Source organism: Sphingomonas sp. Leaf9, assembly GCF_001421355.1.
Lineage (GTDB): Bacteria > Pseudomonadota > Alphaproteobacteria > Sphingomonadales > Sphingomonadaceae > Sphingomonas.
This window is the reverse complement of record NZ_LMKC01000001.1, coordinates 734,577-757,167: the sequence shown is the minus strand read 5'-3', so window position 1 is coordinate 757,167 and position 22,591 is coordinate 734,577. Positions and strand designations below refer to the sequence as shown.

Here is a 22,591-nt window from a genome sequence, read left to right as displayed (position 1 = left end):
AAGCCGAACGACCGGAGACGCCAATGCCCGCTGTCGCCCCCGCCGCTGATGGACGCCTTGCCCGCATCGCGCTGCGCTTCACCGACTGGGCCGAACGCTGGTTCCCCGATGCCTTCGTCTTCGTGGCGCTGGCCGTCGTGGTCGTCGCGGTCGCGGTGCTCGCCAACGGCGCGCCGGTTGCGGCGGTGACGAAGAGCTTCGGCGACGGTTTCTGGACACTGATCCCGTTCACGATGCAAATGGCGTTCGTGACCATCGGCGGCTACGTCGTCGCGACCTCGGCGCCGATGCAGCGGCTGATCGACCGGCTGGCACTGATCCCCAAGAGCGGGCGCGGCGCGATCGGCCTGATCGCCATCGCGACGATGCTGTCCTCGCTGCTCAGCTGGGGATTGAGCCTGATCTTTGGCGGGCTGCTGACCCGTGCGCTGGCGCGGCGCACTGAACTCAGGATGGACTACCGGGCGGGCGGGGCGGCGGCGTATCTCGGCCTTGGCGCGACCTGGGCGATGGGGCTGTCCTCTTCGTCGGCGCAGCTACAGGCAAACCCGGCCAGCCTGCCGCCCGGCCTGCTGCCGATAACCGGCGTCATCCCGTTCAGCCAGACGATCTTCCTGTGGCAATCGATGCTAATCGCCGCGATCCTGATTATGGTATCGACGGTGATCGCCATCGCATCGGCCCCCGGCCGCGACAGCGCGGTGACGGCGCAGGACATGGGTATCGACCCGGCGCGCGAGGACGACGCGCTGCCGCCCCGCACCCAGCCCGGCGAGTGGCTGGAACATGCGCCGTTGCTCACCGTGCTGATCGGACTACTGGCGGCGGGCTGGCTGGTGCAGGAGTTTGCGCGCCAGCCGTGGATGGTCGCGATCTCCAACCTCAACACCTACAACTTCCTGTTCCTGATGGCGGGGCTGGTGCTGCACTGGCGGCCCAAGCGCTTCCTGAATGCGCTCGCCCGGTCGGTCCCCGCGACCGCCGGCATCCTGATCCAATATCCGTTCTACGCCGCCATCGCCGCTATGATGACCACCGCGAAGAGCGCCGATGGATCGACCCTCTCCGACGTCATCGCCCATGCCTTCGTCTCGCTGAACACCACCGAGACGTTTCCGCTGACCATGGGGGTCTAATCGGCGATCCTCGGCTTCTTCATACCCTCGGGCGGGGGCAAATGGCTGCTGGAGGCACCGTATGTGATGCAGGCGGCGAACGACCTGCACGTCCATCTCGGCTGGGCGGTACAGATCTACAACGCGTCCGAAGCGCTGCCGAACCTCATCAACCCTTTTTGGATGCTGCCGCTCCTCGGCATCCTCGGGCTGAAGGCGCGCGATATCGTCGGGTTCAGCTTCCTCCAGCTGATCGTCCACCTGCCGCTGGTGCTGCTCCTGCTGTGGGCGCTGGCGTTTACGCTGCCCTATATCCCGCCGGTCATGCCGTGACGCGCACCGGCACCGACGCGTTGTAAAGGCTGGCCCCGCGTTCGTCGCGCAGGTCGAACGACAACAGGTCGCCGGCGATCCTGACCATGCCGAACCCGGCGGCAGCGCGGCAGAAGCGGGTGCCCTCGACCGGCTTGACCGGCCGTGCCTCCATGCCTCCGCCGCACTGGATCATGTCGATGCGATCACGGCGGATATGCTGCAGGTCGTGGTCGTGGCCCGCGATATAGGCCTGGACGCCATGCCGGTTCAGGATCGGCAGGACCTGCGCGATGATCTCCGGCTGGTCGCCATGGCCGCTGCCGCCCGAGCGGATCGGGTGATGGCCGGTGACCAGCTTCCACTTGGCGCGCGACTGCGACAGCGCATGGTCGAGCCACGCCAGCTGTTGCTTCGTATCCTGCGACCGGGTGTTGCTGCCGATCATGCCGTCATTCTCGCGATATCGCTCCACAAAGGGCGAGGTATCGATCGCGAACAGCTCGGTATCCGCCCGCGCCAGCGACGCATCGGCGACCTGATAATAGCGTGCCGGCATCCGCCAGCGCTTGCTGCGCGCGCTATAGTCGAGCTGCGCCTGCGGATTGCCACGATAGTCGTGATTGCCGAGCAGCGCGTACCACGGCACCTGCAACGCGGGGTGGGTGTACACGCCCTCGAACACCGACTGCCATAGCGGGTCGTCGGTGGAGGTCACGCCGTCGCTGTAGAAATTGTCGCCGATTGCCAGCACGAAATCGCTGCCCGCTTCCGCCGCCGCGCGGCCCATCGCGGCGGCGACATGATGCTGTTCGGGCGTGTCGCGGCCCCAGTCGCCCAGCACGGCAAAGGTGCAGCCCCTGGTCGTGCGGGCCTCGGCCGGGGCGACGGTCAGGCTGGCGGCACCGATGGCGAAACCGCTGAGCAGCGTGCGGCGGTCGAGGCGGACGGTCATGGGCGGCGATTCCTGTGGCGGGTGGTCGGGTGCGTTGACCATGGGGATGTGACGTTTGTGTGGCGGGGGTGCGGGGAGGGTAGGTTATCCTCGCTCGCACCGTCACCCCGGACTTGATCCGGGGTCCCGCTTCTTCTTCGGCCGGTAGGAAACGGGACGGCTGAGTGTTCGAAAAAGAAAAGGCGCCGGGATCTGCGCCCGACGCCTTTCTCTCAACTCAAGCGCGACGTGGCGAAGCCACGTCGTCGGTCCTCGCCGGTTGGCAAGGCCGGCCGACAGCGCGGATGCGTCCGCTGGACGCACCGGCGCGGTCGTCGCCGCGTCTTACGCGCTGTAGTACATATCATACTCGACCGGGCTCGGGGTCATTTCCCACCGCGCCACTTCGCCACGCTTGATCTCGACATAGGCCTCGATCTGGTCCTTCGAGAACACGTCGCCCTTCAGCAGATAGTCGTGATCGGCTTCGAGGCTGTCGAGCGCTTCGCGGAGCGAACCGCAGACGGTCGGGACCTGGGCAAGCTCTGCCGGCGGCAGGTCGTACAGGTTCTTGTCCATCGCTTCGCCCGGATGGATCTTGTTCTGGATGCCGTCGAGGCCGGCCATCATCAGCGCCGCATAGGCGAGATAGGGATTGGCCATCGCGTCGGGGAAGCGGACTTCGACGCGCTTCGACTTCGGACCCGTGCCGTACGGGATGCGGCACGATGCCGAGCGGTTGCGCGCCGAATAGGCGAGCAGCACCGGCGCTTCATAGCCCGGAACCAGCCGCTTGTAGCTGTTGGTCGTCGGGTTGGTGAAGGCGTTCACCGACTTGGCATGCTTGATGATGCCGCCGATGAAATACAGGCACATGTCCGACAGGCCGGCATAGCCGTCGCCGGCGAACAGCGGGTTGCCGCCGTTCCAGATCGAGAAGTGGGTGTGCATGCCCGAGCCGTTATCTTCCTTGATCGGCTTCGGCATGAACGTAGCGGTCTTGCCATATGCATGCGCGACCTGGTGCACGACATACTTGTAGATCTGCATGCGATCGGCGGTCGTGGTCAGCGTGCCGAACGTCAGGCCCAGCTCGTGCTGTGCGGCGGCGACTTCGTGGTGATGCTTGTCGCAGGGCAGGCCCATTTCGAGCATCGTGGTGACCATTTCGCCACGGATGTCGACGGCGCTGTCGACCGGCGCGACGGGGAAGTAGCCGCCCTTGGCACGCGGGCGGTGGCCCATGTTGCCGGCTTCATATTCGCGACCCGAATTGCCCGGCAGTTCGATGTCGTCGATCTTGTAGTAGCTGGTCGAATAGCTGTTTTCGAACCGCACGTCGTCGAACATGAAGAATTCGGCTTCCGGGCCGACATACACGGTGTCGCCGATGCCGGTGGTCTTCAGATACGCCTCGGCGCGCTTCGCGGTCGAACGCGGATCGCGGGCATAGAGTTCGCCGGTCGACGGTTCCACAACGTCGCAGAAGATGACCAGCATCGGGGTGGCCGAGAACGGGTCGGTGTACACCGCATCCAGATCGGGCTTCAGCACCATGTCGGACTCGTTGATCGCCTTCCAGCCTTCGATCGACGAACCGTCGAACATCAGGCCGTCGGTCAGCTCGTCATCGGTCAGGATCGACGCGACCATGGTCAGGTGCTGCCACTTGCCCTTGGGATCGGTGAAGCGCAGATCGATCCACTCGATCTCTTCTTCCTTGATCCGCTTCAGGATGGTGCTGGCGGTAGTAGCCATCGGAAACTGCCCTTTCTGGATTAAACCCCGCGATCCGGCGCAATCAATCGCCCCGGAACGCCCCGTGATTCGAAATAATGCTGCGCTGCGTCAGATCGCGTCGTCGTTGCGCTCACCCGTGCGGATGCGCAAGGCGGTCTCGACCGGAATGACGAAAATCTTTCCGTCACCGATGCGGCCGGTCTGCGCCGCCGCCGCGATCGCTTCCACGACGCGTTCGGCAAGGCCATCCTCGACCACCACTTCCAGCTTCACCTTCGGCAGGAAGTCGACGACATATTCCGCGCCGCGATACAGTTCGGTATGGCCCTTCTGCCGGCCGAAGCCCTTGGCTTCGGTCACGGTGATGCCGCTCACGCCGACTTCGTGCAGCGCTTCCTTGACCTCATCCAGCTTGAACGGCTTGATGATGGCTTCGATCTTCTTCATGCGCCCTGCCGATCCCCTCGGACGTGACGACCCGGACGGGCCGTTTGCATCCTATTAAACAATTACCGTGCCAATTGGCGATTCGCCTGTGGCGGGATCATCGGGGATTTGGGCAGGGGTGTCGATATTGCCCGCGGAAGGGGCAGGGTGCCGGTTTTTTGGGCAGTGTATTCCTCCCCGTGCCGGGGAGGGGGACCGCCGCGAAGCGGTGGTGGAGGGGGGTGTCCTCCATCGCTACCTCAGCGTTTGCCGAAAGCCCCCTCCACCAGCCTTCGGCTGGTCCCCCTCCCCGTATCGGGGAGGAGCTTAAACGTACGGCGGCCGGGTGAACCCCTTCGGGCTCAGCGTGAAAATCTCGCAGCCGTCCTCGGTGATCCCGATCGAATGTTCGAACTGCGCCGACAGCGACCGGTCGCGCGTCACCGCCGTCCAGCCATCGTCGAGCATCTTTACGTCCGGCCGACCGATGTTGATCATCGGTTCGATGGTGAAGAACATGCCGGGGCGCAGTTCCGGCCCGGTGCCCGGCCGTCCGGCATGGATCACTTCGGGTGCATCGTGGAACAGCTGGCCCAGGCCATGGCCACAGAAATCGCGGACCACGCCGTAGCGATGTGCCTCGGCATGGCGCTGGATCGCGTGCGCCACGTCGCCCATCCGGTTGCCCGGCTTCGCCTGCTCGATGCCGAGCATCAGGCATTCATAGGTCACGTCGACCAGCTTGCGCGCCTTGATCGGGACATTGCCGACCAGATAGGTGCGGCTGCTGTCGCCGTGCCAGCCATCCAGCAGCGGGGTCACGTCGATATTGGCGATGTCGCCGTCCTTCAGCGTCCGGTCGGACGGGATGCCGTGGCATACGACATGGTTGATCGAGATGCAGGTCGAGTGGGCATAGCCGCGATAGCCGAGCGTCGCGGGCACCGCGCCGCCTTCGCGCATCAGGCGATAGATGATCGTGTCGAGTTCGGCGGTGGTAACGCCGGGCACGACATGCGGCGTGATCGCGTCGAGGATATGCGCGGCGAGGCGGCCGGCACGGCGCATCCCTTCGAACCCGGCGGCATCGTGCAGCTTGATCGCGCCGGTACGGGCGAGCGGCATATCGGCGGTGACGGTCTGATAGTCGGTCATGTCGCCCATATAGGCAAGGATCGGGCGCTAGGCGAGGGCGCGTGCCCGCGCTATGCGAAGGCATGACCGACCGCATCTGGACCGCCGCCCTGCTCGTCATCGGGGATGAAATCCTCTCCGGCCGGACGCAGGACAAGAATATCGCGCAGCTCGCTACGTGGCTGAACGTCCAGGGCATCCGCCTGGCCGAAGTGCGCGTCGTGGCGGATAGCGAGGACGCGATCGTCGAGGCGGTGAATATCCTGCGTGCGCGCAACAACTATCTGTTCACCACCGGCGGTATTGGTCCGACCCATGACGATATCACCGTCGATTCGATCGCGGCGGCGCTGGGCGTTCCCGTCATCGTCCATCCGCGGGCACGGCAGATCCTGGAGGACTATTACGCGACGCGCGGCGGGCTGACCGACGCGCGGCTGCGCATGGCGCGGGTGCCCGACGGTGGCGAGCTGATCGAAAACCGCATGTCGGGCGCGCCGGGCATCCACATCGGGAACGTGTTCATCATGGCCGGCGTGCCGCATATCGCAGCGGCGATGCTCGACAGCCTGACCGGCACGCTGGAGGGCGGGTTGCCGGTCGTCTCCGGCACGATCGGCTGCTGGGTCGGCGAGAGCGAGGTCGCGGGGCTGCTGCGCGATGTCGAGCGCGCGCATGACGGGGTGGCGATCGGCAGCTACCCGTTCTTCCGCGAAGGGCGCACCGGCGCGAATTTCGTCGTCCGCGCCACCGATCCGGCGCTGGTTGACGCCTGCCTTGCCGACCTGACCGCACAGCTGCACGCCACCGGGCGCGAGGTTGTTGCCGACGGAATCTGACGCGGCGCTTGCGGGGGCGGGGCCGGCTTGATAAGTCGGACAAATAATCGTCAGGAGAGAATGACGTTGGCTTCCCCGACCCGCATCGCGCTTGCCGGCATCGGCAAGATCGCGCGTGACCAGCATATCCCGCACATCACCACCAGCCCGGATTTCGAGCTTGTCGCCGCCGTCACCGGCCACACGCCGCCCGACGGCGTGCCGGGCTTCAAAACGATCGACGAGATGATGGCGGCGATGCCGGACGTGCAGGCGATTTCGATCTGCACCCCGCCGCGCGGTCGGCTGCCGCTGATCCAACAGGCGCTCGACCACGGCCTCGACGTGATGATCGAAAAGCCGCCGGCGGCTACCCTGTCTGAAGCGCAGGCGTTCGCGCGCGCTGCCGAGCGCGCCCGCCGGGTGCTGTTCGCGACATGGCATTCGCGGGAGGCCGCGGCGGTCGAGCCGGCGCGCCAATGGCTGACCCAGCGCAACATCCGTCGTGTCGCGGTCAACTGGAAGGAAGACGTCCGCGTCTGGCATCCGGGGCAGGACTGGATCTGGGAGCCGGGCATCGGCGTGTTCGATCCGGGCATCAACGCGTTGTCGGTCATCACCCGCATCCTGCCACGCCCGCTGCTGCTGGACACGGCCGAGCTGCGGTTTCCGTCGAACCGCGACGCCCCGATTGCCGCCGATCTCGACTTCACCGATACGGCCGGGGTGCCGGTGCGCGTCGAATTCGACTTCGACCAGACCGGGCCGCAGACCTGGGACATCGACGTCGAAACCGATGACGGCGACCTGAAGCTGTCGATGGGCGCTTCGCAGATGGCGGTGAACGGCGTAGCGGTCGATGTCGGCGACGAACCCGAATATGCCCGGCTCTACCGCCGCTTCGCCGAATGCCTGCGCGACCGGCAGAGCGACGTCGACCTGTCGCCGTTCGTCCATGTCAACGATGCGTTCCTGCTCGGACGGCGGACGACGGTGGGGGAATTCAGCGAGTAGGGTTGGCAGCGTGAGGTCGGCATGACACACTTTGTGTCGATGGCTGACACATGGTCTTCATTCGCGGCATCGGGGGCATTGCGCCGGGTGGCAGGCTTGTCCCTTGCCCTGCTGGTCAATTGGCTTGTCTACGCGCTGACGTTCGACTGGCGCTATCATTACGTTTGCAAATGCATGGAAGATGTGGAGCTGTTCGACGTGCCGCTTTCCAGCACGCCGATACCTCCCCGCATCGCGTGGCGCGGCGATCGTGACGTTACCCCGCCACGGGCTCTACCGTCGAGCGAGGTAGCGGAGCAGGCGCTGCGGTCGACGCTATCCGTAGCACCGCCGCACCGCGTCCGCTTCATCGTGAACGCCGATGGGCGCGTTGGCACTTGCACGGTAAACGGCCAGGTACCGTCGGTCGTCAGTGCCGACGCGATCTGCGATCGTCTTCGATCTTTACGATTTCATCCCGCGACCGGCCGGGATGGACTGCCAATCGCCTACGTTCTTCCCTGAGCCATCGCCGCCGCGATCGCATCCCGCGCCCGGTTCGCCACGGCTTTCCGCCCCATTCCGGCCGGATCGAACGGTTCGAGGAAGTGGATCGTCAGCCCGATCCGGCCGGCACGCGCCAGTACGCGCGCGGCGTTGGTCGTGCCCGGTTCGTCGCCCAGCCACGCGACCTCGTGCGCATCGCCATAGTCGCAATACACCGGCTGCACCCGCAATCCGGGCGGGGGCGGGTCGATCGCGCCCAGCAGCGCGGCCTTGAACGGCAGCAGCTCGCCCGGCGCGGAGGTGGTTCCTTCGGGGAACACCGTCACCGGATGATCGGCCAGCAGCGCCTGTCGCAGGGTATCGATCTGCCGCGCGACGCCCAGCCGGTCGCCGCGATCGACGAACAGGGTGTGGTTGAGCGTACAGAGCCACCCGACCAGCGGCGCATCGCGCAGCTCGCCCTTGGCGACGAACGCGCTCCCGCTGGCCCCGGCGATGGCGAGGATATCGATCCAGCTCTGGTGGTTGGCGAGATACAGGACGTCGCGGGGCACCGGCGATCCGACGACAGTCGTCCGAACGCCCACGACCCGTGCGATCCGGCCCAGAAAGCGCGGCGGCCACGGCGATCGCAAGCGCAGCAACCGCCAGCTACCATGCAGGACCAGATAGGCGAGTAGCGCCGCCAGCATCCCGCCCGCGCGCGCGATCAATCGCCATCGCGCGGGCAGCGTCATGTCGCTCAATCCTTGCGGTCGAGGCTGACGCCGTAGAGTTCCATGCGGTGGTCGACCAGGCGGAAGCCCAGGCGTTCGGCAATTTGTTTCTGGAGCAGTTCCAGCTCGGGATCGACGAATTCGATCACCCGGCCGCTTTCAACGTCGATCAGGTGATCGTGATGCGCCTCGGGCGAGGGTTCGTAGCGGGCGCGGCCGTCGCCGAAATCATGGCGGTCGAGGATGCCGGCCTCTTCGAACAGGCGCACGGTGCGATAGACGGTCGCAATCGAAATGCCCGGATCGATCGTGGAGGCGCGCTCATACACTTTTTCGACATCGGGATGGTCGTCGGCTTCGGACAGGACGCGCGCGATGACGCGGCGCTGTTCGGTGATCCGCAGCCCCTTTTGGTGACACAGCGCTTCGAGGTCGATCTTGCGGGGCATGAATTCCTGTACGTCCAGACTTGGTGAAATGCCCCGACGTTCTAGCGTGCCGGGCGCGCCAGCGAAAGCCGGTAAACGCGCCCCGCCCGGCTCATGCCGTACGGCGCTGCGTCCCCAGGCCGATCTGCTTGGCCAGCGTCCGGCGCTGTTCGGCATAGTTGGGCGCGACCATCGGATAATCGGCCGGCAGGTTCCACTTGGCGCGATACTGCTCTGGCGTCAGGTTGTAATGGGTCATCAGATGCCGTTTCAGCATCTTCAGCTTCCGCCCATCCTCCAGACAGACGATATAGTCCGGCTTGATCGAGGCGCGAACCGATACGGCCGGTTCGGCACGCGGCGCGGGCGCCTCGGCCGTGCTGGCCAGCCCTGCCAGCGCGCCATGGACGCTGCGGATCAGCGTCGGGATTTCCGCCAGTTCGATCGTGTTGTTGCCGACATGTGCCGCGACGATATCCGCGGTCAAGGCGATCAGCGTGCCGTCACGCTCCGCGTCCAGTTCCATAGTATTCCTCGTTACGCCGCCGCTACCAATGACGATTGTCGCTATCGTCTGCCTTGGCGGTCACCGCAACAATATAAGCAACATCTTTTCTTTATTGGAGCGGGATGGGCCGTACGTACGTGTGCGCATCGAAGCGTTCGCCGCTGCGCCCGGAATAGTACGCGCGCCGCTCGCCACATTTGGCGAAGCCTTCGCTGACATAGAGGCGGGTGGCATCGTTGCCCGCCCGCATTTCGAGGCAGAGCCGCACCGCGCCGCGCGTGGCGGCATCGTCGATCGCGCGGCGCAGCAGGGCGCGCCCGACCCCGCGGCCGCGCTGGTCAGGCAGGACCGCGATCAGCAGCAGTTCGGCATCGTCGGCGACCGCACGGGTTAGCGCGAAGCCGACCAGCGCATCGCCGCACCGCGCCAGCGTCAGCCACACGCCGGGCAGCGACAGCATCCCCAGGCACTGGGCGGGCGTCCACGCTTCCCCGAACCGCGGATCGAACGCCGCCTGCATCACCCGGTCGACCGCGCCGACATCGGCAGCAGTGCCGTCGGCCAGCGCGATCTCGACGCGGGTGTCGGTCATGCGCGCACGCTCGGCACCGCATCGGGCGCGCGGCCATAGAGCGGGGCGGGGGGCAGGCTGGCCTGCGCGGTTGGCAGCAGCACGGCGTCGGCGGCATCGGGCAGGCGGTCGCAGGCGGGCAGGTGGTCGTCCACCGTCCTTAGCCGTGCCAGCCCCTGTCCGACGACCCGCCGTCCGGCCAGCGCCGCGACCGCATCCGCGGGCTTGCGCGACACCGCCGGGCCATCGGCGATCAGCGCGCCGTCGAACCCCTGCTGGAAGACTTCACCATGGCCGCCGTCCAGCACCGCGACGATCGCGTCGCCGGCTTGTTCGGCCAGCGCGGCGGCAGCGATCAGCGCCAGCGAGGAATAGCCATGGACCGGCACGCCCCAGCCAATGCCGAGGCCGCGTGCGGCGGCCAGCCCAACGCGGACACCGGTAAAGCTGCCCGGCCCGCAATCAACGAGGATCGCGTCGGCGCGGCCCCCACCGGGCAGCGCGGCGATCATCGGCACCAGCCGTTCGGCATGGCCGCGTCCGACGACCACATGGTTGCGGGCGATCACCAAGCCGTCCTCGATCAGCGCGACCGAGCAGGCGGCAGTGGCGGTTTCGATGACCAGCGTCCGCACGGGCGGGTCAGGCGATACGGTTGAACTTGGCGAAATCGGGCCGGGGCGAGCGCGGGTGCAGGCTTGTCCGATCGCCATAGCCCAGCGTCGTGATGAAGTTGGTATGGACCGACGGCGTGTCGGCAAAGAACGCCTTGTCCACCGCCCCGGCATCGAAGCCTGACATCGGCCCGGTATCGAGGCCCAGCGCACGTGCGGCAAGGATCAGATACGCACCCTGCAACGACGAATTGCGGAACGCCGATGCCTGGCGCAGATCGGCATTGCCGTCGAACCATGATTTCGCATCGGTATGCGGGAACAGTTCGGGCAGGTGTTCGTGGAATTCGGTGTCCATGCCGATGATCGCGGTCACCGGCGCGGCGCGGATTTTGTCGGGGTTGGTCCCGCTGGCACAGGCAGCCAGCTTTTCCTTGGCCTCCGTCGAGGTGCACCACACGATGCGCGCGGGCAGCTGGTTGGCGCTGGTCGGCCCCCATTTCAGCAAATCCCAGATCGCGTGCAGCGTGGCATCGTCGACCGGCTGGTCGGTATAGCCGTTGAAGGTGCGCGCGGTGCGAAACAGCGTATCCAGCGCCTGGTCGTCAAGCTTGGCCATCAGACTGCACGAACCTCCGTGACTTCGGGGACATAATATTTGAGCAGCTGCTCGATACCGTTCTTCAGCGTCGCGCTGGACGACGGACAGCCCGAGCACGCGCCCTGCAGCTGCAGGTACACCTTGCCCTGGTCGAACCCGCGATAGACAATATCGCCGCCGTCGTTCGCCACCGCCGGGCGCACGCGCGTCTCGATCAGTTCCTTGATCTGTTCGACGATATCGGCGTCCTCGGGATTGTCGACGAAGCTGGTGTTCTCGGCCGGGACCGAGAAGCCGGCGGTGCCCGCCGCATGGAACAGCGGCATCCGCCCGCCGAAATGGTCGAGCAGCAGCGCCAGCACGTCGGGCTTCAGATCGGCCCATTCGCTGCCCGGTGCCTTGGTCACCGACACGAAGTCGCGGCCGAAGAACACGCCGACCACATCGCCCAGCGCGAACAGCTGTGTGGCGAGTGGCGAGGCTTCGGCCTCCTCGGGCGATGCGAAGTCGCGGGTGCCCGCGTCCATCACGACCTGTCCGGGCAGGAATTTCAGCGTCGCCGGGTTGGGCGTGGATTCGGTTTCGATCAACATGTCGCCCATGTGGCGGCATGCGCACGGGGGATCAAGGGTGCCGGCGGAAACGCTGCGTTCCCGTTGGGGCAGGCCGCGTTGCCTCTGCGGCGGCGCTACGCTACCACCGTAACGATCTGGCAAGAGGGGCTATCACCGGTGATCGAGACGCATCTGTCGAAACTGCGCGCGCGCGACACGATTTCGGCGGAGGAAGAGCAGGTCATCCGGGCGTCGCTGGGCGAGGTGCGCGTGCTGCCGGCGCACGACACCTGCATCCGCGCCGGAGAGCGGCTGCACAACAGCACGCTGCTGCTCGAAGGATTGATGTGCCGGTACAAGGACCTGCCGGGGGGCGAGCGGCAGATCACCGAACTGCACGTCGCGGGCGATTTCCTCGACCTGCACAGCTTTTCGCTGAAACAGCTCGACCATAATGTGATGACGTTGACGCCGTGTCGCGTCGTGCTGGTCCCCCACACGAAGCTGACCGAGATTACCGAACAGCAGCCGCATCTGGCGCGGGTCTACTGGTTTCTCACCGCGCTCGACGCCGCGATCCACCGCGAATGGGAATTGTCGCTGGGTAGGCGCACCGCGATCCAGCGGATCGCCCATCTGATCTGCGAACTGCGCGTCCGCCTCGGCCTGATCGGCGAGGCCGACGACAGCGGCTTCGCGCTGCCGCTGACTCAGGCAGATTTGTCGGATTGCACCGGGCTGACCCCGGTCCATGTCAACCGCACGCTGCGCGACCTGCGCGAGCGCGGGCTGATGGACCTGCGCGGGCGGCGGGTGACGATCCACGACATGCCGGGCCTGAAGGCGCTGGCCGAATTCGATGAATCCTACCTGTACCTGCGGCGCGAGGAGCGTTGAGCCGAAGCTGAGCCGGGGCTGAACGAAACGCGCGTTCCACCTTTATATTTGCGGCGCGCTGTCGATACTGGTCGGGGCGTTGCAACGACGCTACACCTTCGGCCATGGCATCCCTGTTCCGACCGGCCATGGGCGCGTTCTCCGCCCTCGCCCTGATCGCCGCGCCGCTTGCCGCGCAGACCCCGCCCGCATCGCCCGCGCCCGCATCGCCGGCCCCGGCGCGCCAGCTCCCGCCGCTGGAACCGGTGGCGCAGGGGCCGGATACGCCATGGCTGTTCAAGGGCAGCGACATTCCGCCCGACCGCAGCTGGACGTACGGCGTGCTGTCCAATGGCCTGAAATATGCGGTGCGCAAGAACGGCGTGCCGCCGGGGCAGGTCGCGATCCGCGTCGCGATCGGCACCGGATCGCTGATGGAAACCGATAGCGAGCGCGGCTTCGCCCACCTGATCGAGCATCTGACCTTTCGCGGGTCGGTCCATGTGCCCGATGGCGAATCGAAGCGGGTGTGGCAGCGCCTCGGCGTCACCTTCGGCTCCGACAGCAACGCGTCGACCAGCTTTACCCAGACGGTCTACAAGCTCGACCTGCCCTCCGCGACGCCGACCGGGTTGGATGAGAGCATGAAGATCCTGTCGGGGATGATGGCCGAACCGACGCTGACGCAAGGCGCATTGGACGCCGAACGCCCGGTTGTCCTGTCCGAACAGCGCGAACAGCCCGGGCCCCAGGTCCGCTTCGGCGATGCGGTGCGTGCGTTGTTCTTCGCCGGACAGCCGCTCGCCGATCGGTCGCCGATCGGCAATGTCGATACGTTGCAGGCAGCGACGGCGGCGAGCGTGAAGGCGTTCCACGACCGCTGGTATCGCCCCGACCGCGCGATCATCGTGATCGCGGGCGACGCCGATCCCGCCATCCTCGAAGCGATGGTGAAGAAGCATTTCTCCGGCTGGCAGGGCAATGGCCCGTCGCCCGCCGAGCCGAAGTTCGGCGCTCCAAAAGCGAACGAGCCGGTCGCGGCCGCCGTCAGCGAACCGACCATGCCGACGCTGGTGCAGATGGCGGTGCTGCGGCCGTGGACCGTCGGTGACGACACGATTATCTTCAATCAGGAACGGATGGTCGACCAGATCGCGCTGCGCATCCTGAACCGCCGGCTGGAAAGCCGCGCGCGGGCGGGGGGCAGCTATATCTCGGCCGGGGCCAATCTCGACGACGTGTCGCGATCGGCGAACATCACCCAGCTGTCCGTCCTGCCGCTGGGCGACGACTGGGCGGCGGCGCTGCGCGACGTGCGTCAGTCGATCGCCGATGCGATGCGCACCGCCCCGACCCAGGCCGAGATCGACCGCGAAGTCGCCGAAATCCGCGCCGGCATGGAGAACGAGGTCCGCACCGCGCCGGTGACGGCGGGCGCGCTGCTCGCCGACAATCTGATTTCCGCGACCGACATCCGCGAGACCGTCGCCGGTCCCGAAACCTCGCTGCGGATTTTCGAAGGGGCGGTGACGAAGAAGTTCTTCACGCCCGCCCGCGTGCAGGCGGCAACGAAGAAGGTGTTCGACGGCACCGCCACCCGCGCCATCGTCAACACCCGCACCCCCGATCCGACCGCACAGGCCAAGCTGACCGCAGCCCTGTCCGAAAAGATCGCCGGCAGCGCGAGCCGGCGTAGCGGGCAGGGGGCGATCGGCTTCGATCGGCTGGCCCCGCTCGGCAAACCCGGCGCGATCACTGCCCGCAGCATGGCGCTCACCGATCCGCCGGTCGAGCGGGTCGACTTCGCCAACGGGTCGTCGCTGCTGCTGTTCCCCAATGAATCGGAGACGGGCAAGGTCTATGTCCGCGTCCGCTTCGGCCGGGGGCTGAACGCGCTGCCGGCCGACCGCCGCACCCCGGCCTTTGCCGCCGACCTTGCGCTGGTCGCCTCGGGTATCCAGACTCCGAAGGGCGTGCTGGGGCAGGAGGAGCTCGACCGGCTGACCGGCGGGCGGCAGATCGGGTTGTCGTTCGGGATCGATGACGACGCCTTCTCCCTGTCGGGCATCACCACCGCCGCCGACCTGTCCGATCAGCTGAAGCTGATCGCGGCCAAACTGCAATCGCCGGCATGGGACCCGGCGCCGGTCGCCCGTGCGCGCGCGGTGATGCTGGCGAGCTATGATGCTTTGGGTGCCTCGCCCGATGGCGTCATGTCGCGCGATCTCGACGCGTTGCTGCATGACAATGATCCGCGCTGGGGCACGCCCGATCGCAAGGAGATCGCGGCGCTGACCCCGGCAGCGTTCAAGGCACTGTGGGCGCCGCTGCTCGCCTCCGGCCCGATCGAGGTGCAGGTGTTCGGCGATGTGCAGCAGCAGCCGGCGATCGATGCCGTCGCCGCGACCATCGGGGCGATGACCCCACGCCCCGCCGCGACGACTCCGCCGCCGCCAGTACGCTTCCCGGCGCATGTCGCGACACCGGTCACCCGTACCCATGGCGGCCAGCCCAACCAGGCCGCCGCCGCCATTGCGTGGCCGACGGCTGCCGGGAGCGCGGGGCTGACCGAAAGCCGCAAGCTGGAGGTGCTGGCCGCCGTGTTCCGCGACCGGCTGCTCGATCGCCTGCGCAGCCAGGCCGGGGTCAGCTATTCGCCGAACGTCGACAATGGCTGGCCGGTCGGCCTGCCGGGTGGCGGGCGGATCATGGCGATCGGCATGGTCCCGCCGGACAAGACCGGCTTCTTCTTCGACCTGGCGCGCGAACTGGCTGCCGATCTGGTCAAGACGCCGGTGCCCGAGGACGAACTCGACCGCGCCAAGCTGCCGGTAATCCAGATGGTCGCCCGTATGTCGAGCGGCAACATGTTCTGGATGAACCAGACGCAGGGCGGCACGCGCGACCCCGCCCGGCTGGCGGCGATCCCCGGCATCATCAACGATATCCGAAACACCACCCCGGCCGAGTTGCAGGCGCTGGCCGCGAAATATCTGGTCCCGGCGAAGGACTGGTCGATGCAGGTAGTGCCCGAAAAGAAGTAAAATCCTCCCCGGCACGGGGAGGGGGACCGCCGCGAAGCGGTGGTGGAGGGGGGCGTCCGCACACGAAGCGGTGGTGGGACAGGGCACCCCCCTACCACCGCTTCTATCGGGGAGGGCCTTCAGGCCGCGACCGACCGCCGCACTGGCGCCCCGGCCAACACTGCCAGCCCCCAGATCATAAATCCGCCCAGCGCCAGCCCGGCCCCGACCACCCCGGTCGAGGTCCAGCCATAGCCCGCCGCGATCGCCATCCCGCCGGCCCATGGCCCGATCGCGTTGGCGGTATTGAACGCCGAATGGTTCAGCGACGCCGCCAGGCTCTGCCCATGCTGGGCGATATCCATCAACCGCGTCTGGAGCACGGTGCCCAGCGCGCCGCCGATGCCGATCAGGAACACGATTGCCAGCATCGACCACAGCTGCCCCGCCGCCAGCGGATAGAGCGCCAGCGTGGCGGCACTCCACAGCAGCAGCGCGCCCGCCGTCGGCATCAGCGCCCGGTCGGCAAAGCGCGGCACGACCAGGTTGCCGACCGTCATGCCGGTGCCGAACACCGCCAGCACCACCGGCACCATCGCCGGGGCGGCCCCGGTCACCTCGATCAGCGTCGAGGCGAGGTACGTGTACACCGCGAACATGCCGCCAAAGCCGATCGCACCGATGCCGAGCGTCAGCCACAATTGTCCCGACTTCAGCACGCTGAGTTCAGCCAGCGGGCTGGCTTGCGCGTCCGGCCGGTCGCGCGGCGCGACCCATGCGACCATCGCCATCGTCGCTGCGGCCAGCACCGCGACCACGCCGAACCCCCAGCGCCAGCCAAGCGCCTGCCCCAGTGCGTTGGCCAGCGGCACGCCGACGATGGTGGCGACGGTCAGCCCCAGCATGACCCGGCCGATCGCCTGAGTCCGCTTTTCCGCAGGGACAAGCGATGCGGCGACCAGCGCGGCGATCCCGAAATAGGCGCCATGCGGCAACCCGCTGAAGAACCGCGCGACCAGCATCGCTTCATAGGTCGGCGCCAGCGCGCTAGCCGCATTGGCGATCCCGAAACACGCCATCAGCGCGATCAGCACCGTCCGCCGCGCCATCCGCGCGGTCATCACCGCCAGCAACGGCGCACCGACCACGACGCCCAGCGCATAGGCGCTGATGACGTGCCCGGCCGTCGGCTCGTCGATGCCGAGGCCGGGTGCGAAGAACGGCACGAGGCTCATCGTCGCGAACTCGGTCGTCCCGATCGCAAACCCACCAAGCGCGAGCGCGAGGTGGACGAGGGCAGGGCTACGGGTCGGGTTCACAGGCACGCTCCTTGCTGCGTTGCAGCATTCGAAGCGGGCCATATGGGAAGGGGTAGCGGTCGATCAACCCGCCAGTATCAGAAGTGGGAAAAGGCAAATCCGCCGTAGATGCGGCCCTTCAGGTGACCTAATGTCGGATTCTTGAGGCCTTTGTTCTCGCTGCCCCAACTGACGGTGTAGAGGCTGGTGTCCCAATCATCCATGTCCGATGCAGTATCAGGCCCCACGGCGCGATACGCGTCGGCGAGCGGAACGACCTGGCCGTTCTGCCCTGCGCGGATCAGTGGGCGACGGTGGGGGTTGACCACCACCCAGTGTCGATTGGCGAAGGTGTTGGTCGCGCCGGCTTGGATCAAGCTGCTATCAATCTGCAGGACGATCCAGCTGTTCGCCCAGTGCCGCATCAAGCCGATGGTCGCGGTCGGGGATGTTTTCATCAACCCGACCCCCATCGTATCGGCGCGCAACTGCGCGCCCACTGCCGAGAACCATCCCTTGACGACGCCCGGATAGCTGATCGATCCAACCTGGTCGTCGGGTTCGGGCGAACCCAATATTTTTGTCCATCCCGGCCGGGTCGACGCACTCAGCGGCGCCATCGTCATCCAGTCGAGATCGGATATGAACGAACGATTGGGCTGCGCTGCACGTGCCGTCGGCAAGGCTTTGCGCGTATTGGCATTGCTGTCGATTTCCACGATTTGCGCCCCGCTGCGGAAATCATATTCGCCATGCAGCCACATCGATATCGCATAGGCACAATACAGGTCGGGCCGGTCCTCCAATACGCAGTATAGGAAGGCGGCGGGACCGCAATAGGATGTGCCCATCTGTTTCGGCAGATCCTTGCCTGACATGCGTCGTCGCAATGCCTGTACCAAAGCGTCGCGCGAGAACGGCCATCCGACCGGGCTGGCTTGCAGGGCTGCTGTCCGCTTCGCGGTTTCGGCCGGGTTCCTGCCTGCAGCGGGACGGCCAGCCGCAGCAAAGCGGGCGATCAGTGCCTCTGCCGCGCGGAGCCGGGGGCCAGCGGTGATGCTCATCGTGCCTGCTCCCGATAAGCCTGCTCCAGCGCATCGGGCGTCGCATTGCTCTCGTTCTCGTGTTCGGCTATCGTCTGCGCGCGTTCACGGTGCTGGGCCAGTGCCGCCAGCCAGAGATTGGCGCCAAGACCGATTGCCGCGCCGCTGATGACGAGCAAGACCGCCAAGATGACACCGCCGCGGCCGCCGCGCGCCGACCCGAAGCTGGGGGCGAGAAGGTCGGGTGCGGTGCCATGCGCATTGGCATGGGCAACGCCGGGGCGAAGCAGCAGGCCGCACCATGCGACCACGAACAGGGCCAACGCAATATAGTGGGGCAGGTCATTACCGGGGCCCAGCGCATAGACCATGGTGCCTGCGATCCCGACGACGCCGACAGCCAAGGCGGATAATGGCCCCGCTATCGTCGCATCCATGTCGCGCCGTCGCCTTCCGGCTTCGACGACCAGTTTCGCGATCGTGGCGCCGGCAACGGCCCCTACCAGAACGGTGGCGATGCCATTCGTCTCTCGCAGAATCAGAATGCCGAGCCATCCGATCGACAGGCCGACCACGATTCCGGTCAGCAGCCGCAGCCGACCGATGCGAGCGTCGAAAGAAAAGAAGCGGCCCATGGTGTCACACCGACAATTGCCCTGCCGACCTTATACTGATGATCAACGCCGCGGTTCCCTCGCAACGCTATGCCTCACCCCCGGTACAACGCATCCATCCGCTCGCCATAGACCTCCTTCAGCACATGCCGCCGGATCTTCAGGCTGGGCGTCAGCTGCTGGTTTTCGATGGTGAAGGGTTCGTCGGCGATGATGAAGCGGCGGATGCGTTCGGTGACCGACAGGTCCTTGTTCACCCGCTCGACCGCCGCGCCCAGTGCCGCGCGGTAGTCGCTGTCCTCGCGCAGCCGGGCGAAGTCGCAGCGTGCGCCGCCCTTTGCGCAGAATTTCTGGGTCCATTCGGCATCGGGCACGATCACCGCAACCATGTAGGGCCGGCGGTCGCCCGCGATCATCGCCTGCGCGATCTCGTTCTGGAGGGTCAGCATCCCCTCCACCTTCTGCGGGGCTACATTATCGCCCTTGTCGTTGACGATGATATCCTTCTTGCGATCGGTAATGCGGATGCGGCCCTTGGCATCGATCTCGCCGATGTCGCCGGTGTGCAGCCATCCGTCGCGCAGCACGCGGGCGGTTTCCGCCTCGTTGCGCCAGTATCCGTGCATCACCAGTTCGCCGCGCACCAGGATTTCGCCATCCTCGGCAATGCGCACCTCGGTCTCGGCCAGCGGCGGGCCGACCGTATCCATCTTGATGCCCGCCGCCGGGCGGTTGCAGGAGATGACCGGCGCGGCCTCGGTCTGGCCATAGCCCTGCAGGAAACACAGGCCGAGCGACTGGAAGAAGCCGCCGATCTCGGGGTTGAGCGGCGCGCCGCCCGACACCATCGCCTTCAACCGCCCGCCGAAGCGTTTGCCGACCTTGGGCTTCAGCAGCGTATCGACCAGCAATTTGGCCGGGCGGTCGAGCAGGGCGGGGCCATCCTCCTTGCTGCCGATCGCGACCGCGCGGTCGAGCAGCCAGCTTGATACGCGGCCCTGTTTCTGCACCGCCTTGGTAATGCGGGTCCTGAGCACTTCGAACAGGCGGGGGACGACGACCATGATCGTCGGGCGCACCTCCTCGATATTGCTCGCCAGCTTGTCGAGGCCCTCGCTGTAATAGATCTGCCCGCCCAGCCCGATCGGGAAATGCTGCCCGCCGGTATGTTCGTACGCATGGCTCAACGGCAGGAACGACAGGAACACCTCGTCCTCCCAGCCGAAATCCTCCGAGATCACGGTGCAGCAGCCATTGACGTTGTGCAGGATCGCCCCGTGATGTTGCATCACCCCGCGCGGGGACCCCCCTGTGCCGGAGGTGTAGATGATGCAGGCAAGGTCTTCGCGGCTGAAATCCGCCTCGGCCGCGACCTTTGCCGGATCGGCGGGATGCTTCGCGATCAGCTCGCGCCAGTCGTGGAATTCCAGGCTCCCCTGCTGCGCGGTGCGCATCCGCTCGATCGTGATGATCTTTTCCGACGATTGCGTGGTGCGCAGTGCAGCGGGCAGGACGGTGCGGGCCAGCTTCTCGGTCGATACGATAATCGCGCAGGCACCGGAATTCTCGATGATATGGCCATGGTCGCGCACGGTGTTGGTGACATAGGTCGGCACCGTCACGCACCCTGCCGCCATGATGGCGAGGTCGGAGATGCACCATTCCGGCCGGTTCTCGCTGACCAGCATCACCCGGTCGCCGCGCTTCAGCCCGATTGCCTTCAGCGCCGTGGCAAGGCTCGCGACCTGTCGTGCGGCCTCGGCCCAGCTGATCGACTGCCAGCTGCCACCCTGTTTGCTCCACAGGAACGGTGCGTCGCCGCGCTCGGTCGCGCGGGCAAAGAACATCGCGACGAGATTGGGAAATCGTTCGAGTTGCCGGGCCATTACGTATCCTTCTCCTGTGGCCGGGTGTAGGCAGGCATAACCGGTACGGCAACGCCCGAGAGCGGGTGACGGGGGCGAGCCCGTGGGATAGACAGGCGGGCATGAGAATGTTCGCCACCACCATCGCCGCGCTCGCCACCGTCACCCTCGGGGGCTGCAACGTCCTGCCGTTCGGCAAGAAGGAGGTCGCCAGCGCCGCGACGCAGGCCCCGCCCGCCGCCACGGCGGCACCGGCGCAGAAGTTCGTGATCGCTGCCAATCCGATCGCCAGCGAGGCGGGGATGGCGGTGCTGCGCAAGGGCGGCAGCGCGGTCGACGCGGCGATCGCGGTGCAGGCGATGCTGTCGCTGGTCGAACCGCAAAGCTCCGGCCTCGGCGGCGGGGCGTTCATGACCTATTTCAACGCAAAGACCGGCAAGGTCGAAATCTATGACGGGCGCGAGGTTGCGCCCGCCGGGGCGACACCGACTATGCTGCTCGGCACCGATGGCCAGCCGCTGCCGTTCGCGCAGGCGGTGATGAGCGGCCGCGCAACCGGCGTACCCGGCGCGGTCAGGATGCTGGGACAGGCGCATGCCGACCATGGCACGCTTGCCTGGAACCAGCTGTTCGACGATGCCGAGCAGGTCGCGCGCAAGGGCTTCGTGATCTCAGCGCGCCTCGGCCGCTTCCTCGGCGGGCAGTCGCCGCAGCTGCAGGCGGAGGACGTCCGCCGCTATTTCAAGGGCAAGGGCGGCGCGCTCGCGACCACCGGCGACCGGATCAAGAATGGCGACTATGCCGATTTCCTGCGCCGGCTGGCGAAGCAGGGACCGGACGCGCTCTATACTGGCAAGACCGCGCAGCGCATCGTCGAGCGGACCACCAGCGGCAGCCTGCCCGGCACGATGACGCTCGCCGACCTTGCCGCCTATCGCGCGGTGAAGCGTGATCCGCTGTGCGGCAATTGGCGCGCCTATATCGTCTGCACGCCGCCGCCGCCGTCGAGCGGGGTCGGGCTGCTCGAACTGCTCGCCATTCTCGGGCGGACCGATATCGACAAGCGCGGGCCGAACGATCCGCAGAGCTGGTATCTCTTCGCCGAAGCCAGCCGGCTGATGTATGCCGATCGCGACCTGTATGTCGGCGATCCGAAGTTCGTGAACGTGCCGGTCGCCGGCCTGCTCGCCCCGGCCTATATAGCCGAGCGCGCGAAGCTGATCGGTGCGACCGCAGGGCCGGCCCCGGTGGCGGGCGTGCCGGCGGGTGTCGTCACGGCGGCGGCGGACACGACGCGCGAGCCGGCGGGGACGTCGCACTTCATCGTCGGCGATGCGCAGGGCAATGTCGTGTCGATGACGACGACCGTCGAGAGCTTCTTTGGCACCGGGCGGATGGTCGACGGATTTTTCCTCAACAACCAGATGACCGACTTCGCCTTCTCGCCACGCGATGCGCAGGGGCGGGTGTCGGCCAATGCGGTGGCACCGGGCAAGCGCCCGCGTTCGTCGATGACGCCGCTGGTGATGATCGACCGGCAGGGCAGGTTCGCCGGGGCGCTGGGGTCGGCCGGCGGCAACGCGATCCTCGCCTATGTCGGCAAGTCGCTGGTCGGCGCGGTCGAATGGAAGCTGCCGATGCAGCAGGCGCTGGCGCTCCCCAACCTCGTCGCGCGCGGCAACAGTTTCCAAGGGGAGGTGACGAAGTTCTCGCCCGAAATCCTGAGCGCGCTGGCGGCCAAGGGCATCCGGTTGCAGCCGGGGCAGGGCGAGGATTCGGGCCTCCACGGCGTCATCATCCGCGACGGCAAGGTCGATGGCGGCGTCGATCCCCGGCGCGAGGGCAAGGTGATCGTGGAGTAGGAGGAAACTGTCGTTGTTTCCGTTCGTCCTGAGTAGCTG

At 66.7% G+C, this 22,591-nt stretch carries 21 protein-coding genes and 1 pseudogene; 7 read left to right on the top strand and 15 right to left on the bottom strand.

All coding sequences use genetic code 11. From position 1 onward, the window contains the following. Positions 1–23 precede the first annotated feature (23 nt). Positions 24–1,448, top strand: a pseudogene (locus ASE58_RS03700) (short-chain fatty acid transporter). Here ASE58_RS03700 and ASE58_RS03695 read toward each other — a convergent pair. The 4 genes from ASE58_RS03695 to map form a co-directional block, all read right to left on the bottom strand. After that, positions 1,438–2,382, bottom strand: a complete 945-nt coding sequence (locus ASE58_RS03695) for a metallophosphoesterase (RefSeq protein ID WP_162233500.1) — start codon at positions 2,380–2,382, stop codon at positions 1,438–1,440. The pseudogene ASE58_RS03700 and the gene ASE58_RS03695 overlap by 11 nt on opposite strands. 324 nt (positions 2,383–2,706) lie before the next feature. After that, positions 2,707–4,119 (bottom strand): type I glutamate--ammonia ligase, encoded by a 1,413-nt coding sequence (gene glnA / locus ASE58_RS03690; RefSeq protein WP_055817901.1) that lies wholly within the window; start codon positions 4,117–4,119, stop codon positions 2,707–2,709. Positions 4,120–4,209: 90 nt separating this feature from the next. Further along, positions 4,210–4,548, bottom strand: a complete 339-nt coding sequence (locus ASE58_RS03685; protein WP_055759592.1) for a P-II family nitrogen regulator — start codon at positions 4,546–4,548, stop codon at positions 4,210–4,212. A gap of 306 nt (positions 4,549–4,854) precedes the next feature. Then, positions 4,855–5,682, bottom strand: a complete 828-nt coding sequence (gene map / locus ASE58_RS03680) for a type I methionyl aminopeptidase (RefSeq protein WP_055818193.1) — start codon at positions 5,680–5,682, stop codon at positions 4,855–4,857. Positions 5,683–5,744: 62 nt separating this feature from the next. On the opposite strand from map, the gene ASE58_RS03675 reads away from it, so the two are divergent. The 3 genes from ASE58_RS03675 to ASE58_RS17795 are packed head-to-tail and all read left to right on the top strand — an operon-like array spanning position 5,745 to position 7,997. Continuing rightward, entirely contained in the window at positions 5,745–6,500 is a 756-nt protein-coding gene (locus ASE58_RS03675; protein WP_055817899.1) for a competence/damage-inducible protein A, read from the top strand. A 60-nt stretch (positions 6,501–6,560) separates the two neighbouring features. Beyond that, entirely contained in the window at positions 6,561–7,493 is a 933-nt protein-coding gene (locus tag ASE58_RS03670) for a Gfo/Idh/MocA family protein (protein ID WP_055817897.1), read from the top strand. A 39-nt stretch (positions 7,494–7,532) separates the two neighbouring features. Continuing rightward, complete coding sequence (locus ASE58_RS17795; RefSeq protein WP_156347592.1) at positions 7,533–7,997, top strand: hypothetical protein; 465 nt, start codon at positions 7,533–7,535, stop codon at positions 7,995–7,997. On the opposite strand, the gene ASE58_RS03665 is transcribed toward ASE58_RS17795, so the two are convergent. The 7 genes from ASE58_RS03665 to ASE58_RS03635 all read right to left on the bottom strand — a co-directional run bounded on the left by ASE58_RS03665 (position 7,982) and on the right by ASE58_RS03635 (position 12,010). Continuing rightward, complete coding sequence (locus ASE58_RS03665) at positions 7,982–8,716, bottom strand: lysophospholipid acyltransferase family protein (protein WP_055817896.1); 735 nt, start codon at positions 8,714–8,716, stop codon at positions 7,982–7,984. The genes ASE58_RS17795 and ASE58_RS03665 overlap by 16 nt on opposite strands. A gap of 5 nt (positions 8,717–8,721) precedes the next feature. Then, on the bottom strand, positions 8,722–9,144 hold the full coding sequence (locus ASE58_RS03660; RefSeq protein ID WP_055759600.1) for a Fur family transcriptional regulator: 423 nt from the start codon (positions 9,142–9,144) through the stop codon (positions 8,722–8,724). A gap of 91 nt (positions 9,145–9,235) precedes the next feature. Then, positions 9,236–9,649: a MucR family transcriptional regulator gene (locus ASE58_RS03655; RefSeq protein WP_055759603.1), complete on the bottom strand. Its 414-nt coding sequence runs from the start codon at positions 9,647–9,649 to the stop codon at positions 9,236–9,238. A 91-nt stretch (positions 9,650–9,740) separates the two neighbouring features. Then, a complete protein-coding gene (locus tag ASE58_RS03650) occupies positions 9,741–10,223 on the bottom strand; it encodes a GNAT family N-acetyltransferase (protein WP_055817894.1) in 483 nt (160 codons plus the stop codon). Further along, the gene (gene tsaB / locus ASE58_RS03645; protein WP_055817892.1) at positions 10,220–10,837 is read right to left on the bottom strand and encodes a tRNA (adenosine(37)-N6)-threonylcarbamoyltransferase complex dimerization subunit type 1 TsaB; all 618 of its coding nucleotides are present in this window, start codon (positions 10,835–10,837) and stop codon (positions 10,220–10,222) included. The genes ASE58_RS03650 and tsaB overlap by 4 nt, the downstream gene beginning before the upstream one ends. A gap of 7 nt (positions 10,838–10,844) precedes the next feature. Beyond that, positions 10,845–11,435, bottom strand: a complete 591-nt coding sequence (locus ASE58_RS03640) for a malonic semialdehyde reductase (RefSeq protein WP_443024632.1) — start codon at positions 11,433–11,435, stop codon at positions 10,845–10,847. Next, a complete protein-coding gene (locus tag ASE58_RS03635) occupies positions 11,435–12,010 on the bottom strand; it encodes a NifU family protein (protein ID WP_055761487.1) in 576 nt (191 codons plus the stop codon). Before ASE58_RS03635 ends, ASE58_RS03640 begins: the two co-directional genes overlap by 1 nt. A 138-nt stretch (positions 12,011–12,148) precedes the next feature. On the opposite strand from ASE58_RS03635, the gene ASE58_RS03630 reads away from it, so the two are divergent. Together ASE58_RS03630 and ASE58_RS03625 are read left to right on the top strand one after the other, a co-directional pair. Then, complete coding sequence (locus ASE58_RS03630) at positions 12,149–12,868, top strand: Crp/Fnr family transcriptional regulator (RefSeq protein WP_082467594.1); 720 nt, start codon at positions 12,149–12,151, stop codon at positions 12,866–12,868. A gap of 104 nt (positions 12,869–12,972) precedes the next feature. Further along, positions 12,973–15,891 (top strand): M16 family metallopeptidase, encoded by a 2,919-nt coding sequence (locus ASE58_RS03625; protein WP_055817890.1) that lies wholly within the window; start codon positions 12,973–12,975, stop codon positions 15,889–15,891. Between the two features lie 119 nt (positions 15,892–16,010). Here ASE58_RS03625 and ASE58_RS03620 read toward each other — a convergent pair whose 3' ends face one another. The 4 genes from ASE58_RS03620 to ASE58_RS03605 form a co-directional block, all read right to left on the bottom strand. Continuing rightward, a complete protein-coding gene (locus ASE58_RS03620) occupies positions 16,011–17,231 on the bottom strand; it encodes an MFS transporter (RefSeq protein WP_055817888.1) in 1,221 nt (406 codons plus the stop codon). 35 nt (positions 17,232–17,266) lie between these two features. Then, positions 17,267–18,232, bottom strand: coding sequence for a hypothetical protein (locus tag ASE58_RS03615; RefSeq protein WP_156347591.1), 966 nt, complete (start codon positions 18,230–18,232; stop codon positions 17,267–17,269). Further along, a complete protein-coding gene (locus tag ASE58_RS03610) occupies positions 18,229–18,846 on the bottom strand; it encodes a hypothetical protein (protein ID WP_055817884.1) in 618 nt (205 codons plus the stop codon). The genes ASE58_RS03615 and ASE58_RS03610 overlap by 4 nt, the downstream gene beginning before the upstream one ends. Positions 18,847–18,920: 74 nt before the next feature. Further along, positions 18,921–20,711, bottom strand: a complete 1,791-nt coding sequence (locus ASE58_RS03605) for an AMP-dependent synthetase/ligase (RefSeq protein WP_055817882.1) — start codon at positions 20,709–20,711, stop codon at positions 18,921–18,923. Positions 20,712–20,812: 101 nt separating this feature from the next. Between ASE58_RS03605 and ggt the strand changes: the two genes are divergently transcribed. Continuing rightward, positions 20,813–22,552 carry a gamma-glutamyltransferase gene (gene ggt / locus ASE58_RS03600; RefSeq protein WP_055817879.1) on the top strand — a complete coding sequence of 580 codons (1,740 nt, stop codon included), beginning with the start codon at positions 20,813–20,815 and terminating at the stop codon, positions 22,550–22,552. Positions 22,553–22,591: the final 39 nt, after the last annotated feature.

What these genes read in the sequence shown, in the direction of transcription:
- map (WP_055818193.1), bottom strand. Translation starts at nt 5,682, where the DNA reads ATGACCGACTATCAGACCGTCACCGCCGATATGCCGCTCGCCCGTACC.
- ASE58_RS03635 (WP_055761487.1), bottom strand. Translation starts at nt 12,010, where the DNA reads ATGTTGATCGAAACCGAATCCACGCCCAACCCGGCGACGCTGAAATTC.
- ASE58_RS03660 (WP_055759600.1), bottom strand. Translation starts at nt 9,144, where the DNA reads ATGCCCCGCAAGATCGACCTCGAAGCGCTGTGTCACCAAAAGGGGCTG.
- ASE58_RS03665 (WP_055817896.1), bottom strand. Translation starts at nt 8,716, where the DNA reads ATGACGCTGCCCGCGCGATGGCGATTGATCGCGCGCGCGGGCGGGATG.
- ASE58_RS03620 (WP_055817888.1), bottom strand. Translation starts at nt 17,231, where the DNA reads ATGGCCCGCTTCGAATGCTGCAACGCAGCAAGGAGCGTGCCTGTGAAC.
- ASE58_RS03605 (WP_055817882.1), bottom strand. Translation starts at nt 20,711, where the DNA reads ATGGCCCGGCAACTCGAACGATTTCCCAATCTCGTCGCGATGTTCTTT.
- ASE58_RS03685 (WP_055759592.1), bottom strand. Translation starts at nt 4,548, where the DNA reads ATGAAGAAGATCGAAGCCATCATCAAGCCGTTCAAGCTGGATGAGGTC.
- ASE58_RS03615 (WP_156347591.1), bottom strand. Translation starts at nt 18,232, where the DNA reads ATGAGCATCACCGCTGGCCCCCGGCTCCGCGCGGCAGAGGCACTGATC.
- glnA (WP_055817901.1), bottom strand. Translation starts at nt 4,119, where the DNA reads ATGGCTACTACCGCCAGCACCATCCTGAAGCGGATCAAGGAAGAAGAG.
- ASE58_RS03670 (WP_055817897.1), top strand. Translation starts at nt 6,561, where the DNA reads ATGACGTTGGCTTCCCCGACCCGCATCGCGCTTGCCGGCATCGGCAAG.
- ASE58_RS03655 (WP_055759603.1), bottom strand. Translation starts at nt 9,649, where the DNA reads ATGGAACTGGACGCGGAGCGTGACGGCACGCTGATCGCCTTGACCGCG.
- ASE58_RS03650 (WP_055817894.1), bottom strand. Translation starts at nt 10,223, where the DNA reads ATGACCGACACCCGCGTCGAGATCGCGCTGGCCGACGGCACTGCTGCC.
- ASE58_RS03625 (WP_055817890.1), top strand. Translation starts at nt 12,973, where the DNA reads ATGGCATCCCTGTTCCGACCGGCCATGGGCGCGTTCTCCGCCCTCGCC.
- ASE58_RS03610 (WP_055817884.1), bottom strand. Translation starts at nt 18,846, where the DNA reads ATGGGCCGCTTCTTTTCTTTCGACGCTCGCATCGGTCGGCTGCGGCTG.
- ASE58_RS03675 (WP_055817899.1), top strand. Translation starts at nt 5,745, where the DNA reads ATGACCGACCGCATCTGGACCGCCGCCCTGCTCGTCATCGGGGATGAA.
- ASE58_RS03695 (WP_162233500.1), bottom strand. Translation starts at nt 2,382, where the DNA reads ATGACCGTCCGCCTCGACCGCCGCACGCTGCTCAGCGGTTTCGCCATC.
- ASE58_RS17795 (WP_156347592.1), top strand. Translation starts at nt 7,533, where the DNA reads ATGGCTGACACATGGTCTTCATTCGCGGCATCGGGGGCATTGCGCCGG.
- ggt (WP_055817879.1), top strand. Translation starts at nt 20,813, where the DNA reads ATGAGAATGTTCGCCACCACCATCGCCGCGCTCGCCACCGTCACCCTC.
- ASE58_RS03640 (WP_443024632.1), bottom strand. Translation starts at nt 11,435, where the DNA reads ATGGCCAAGCTTGACGACCAGGCGCTGGATACGCTGTTTCGCACCGCG.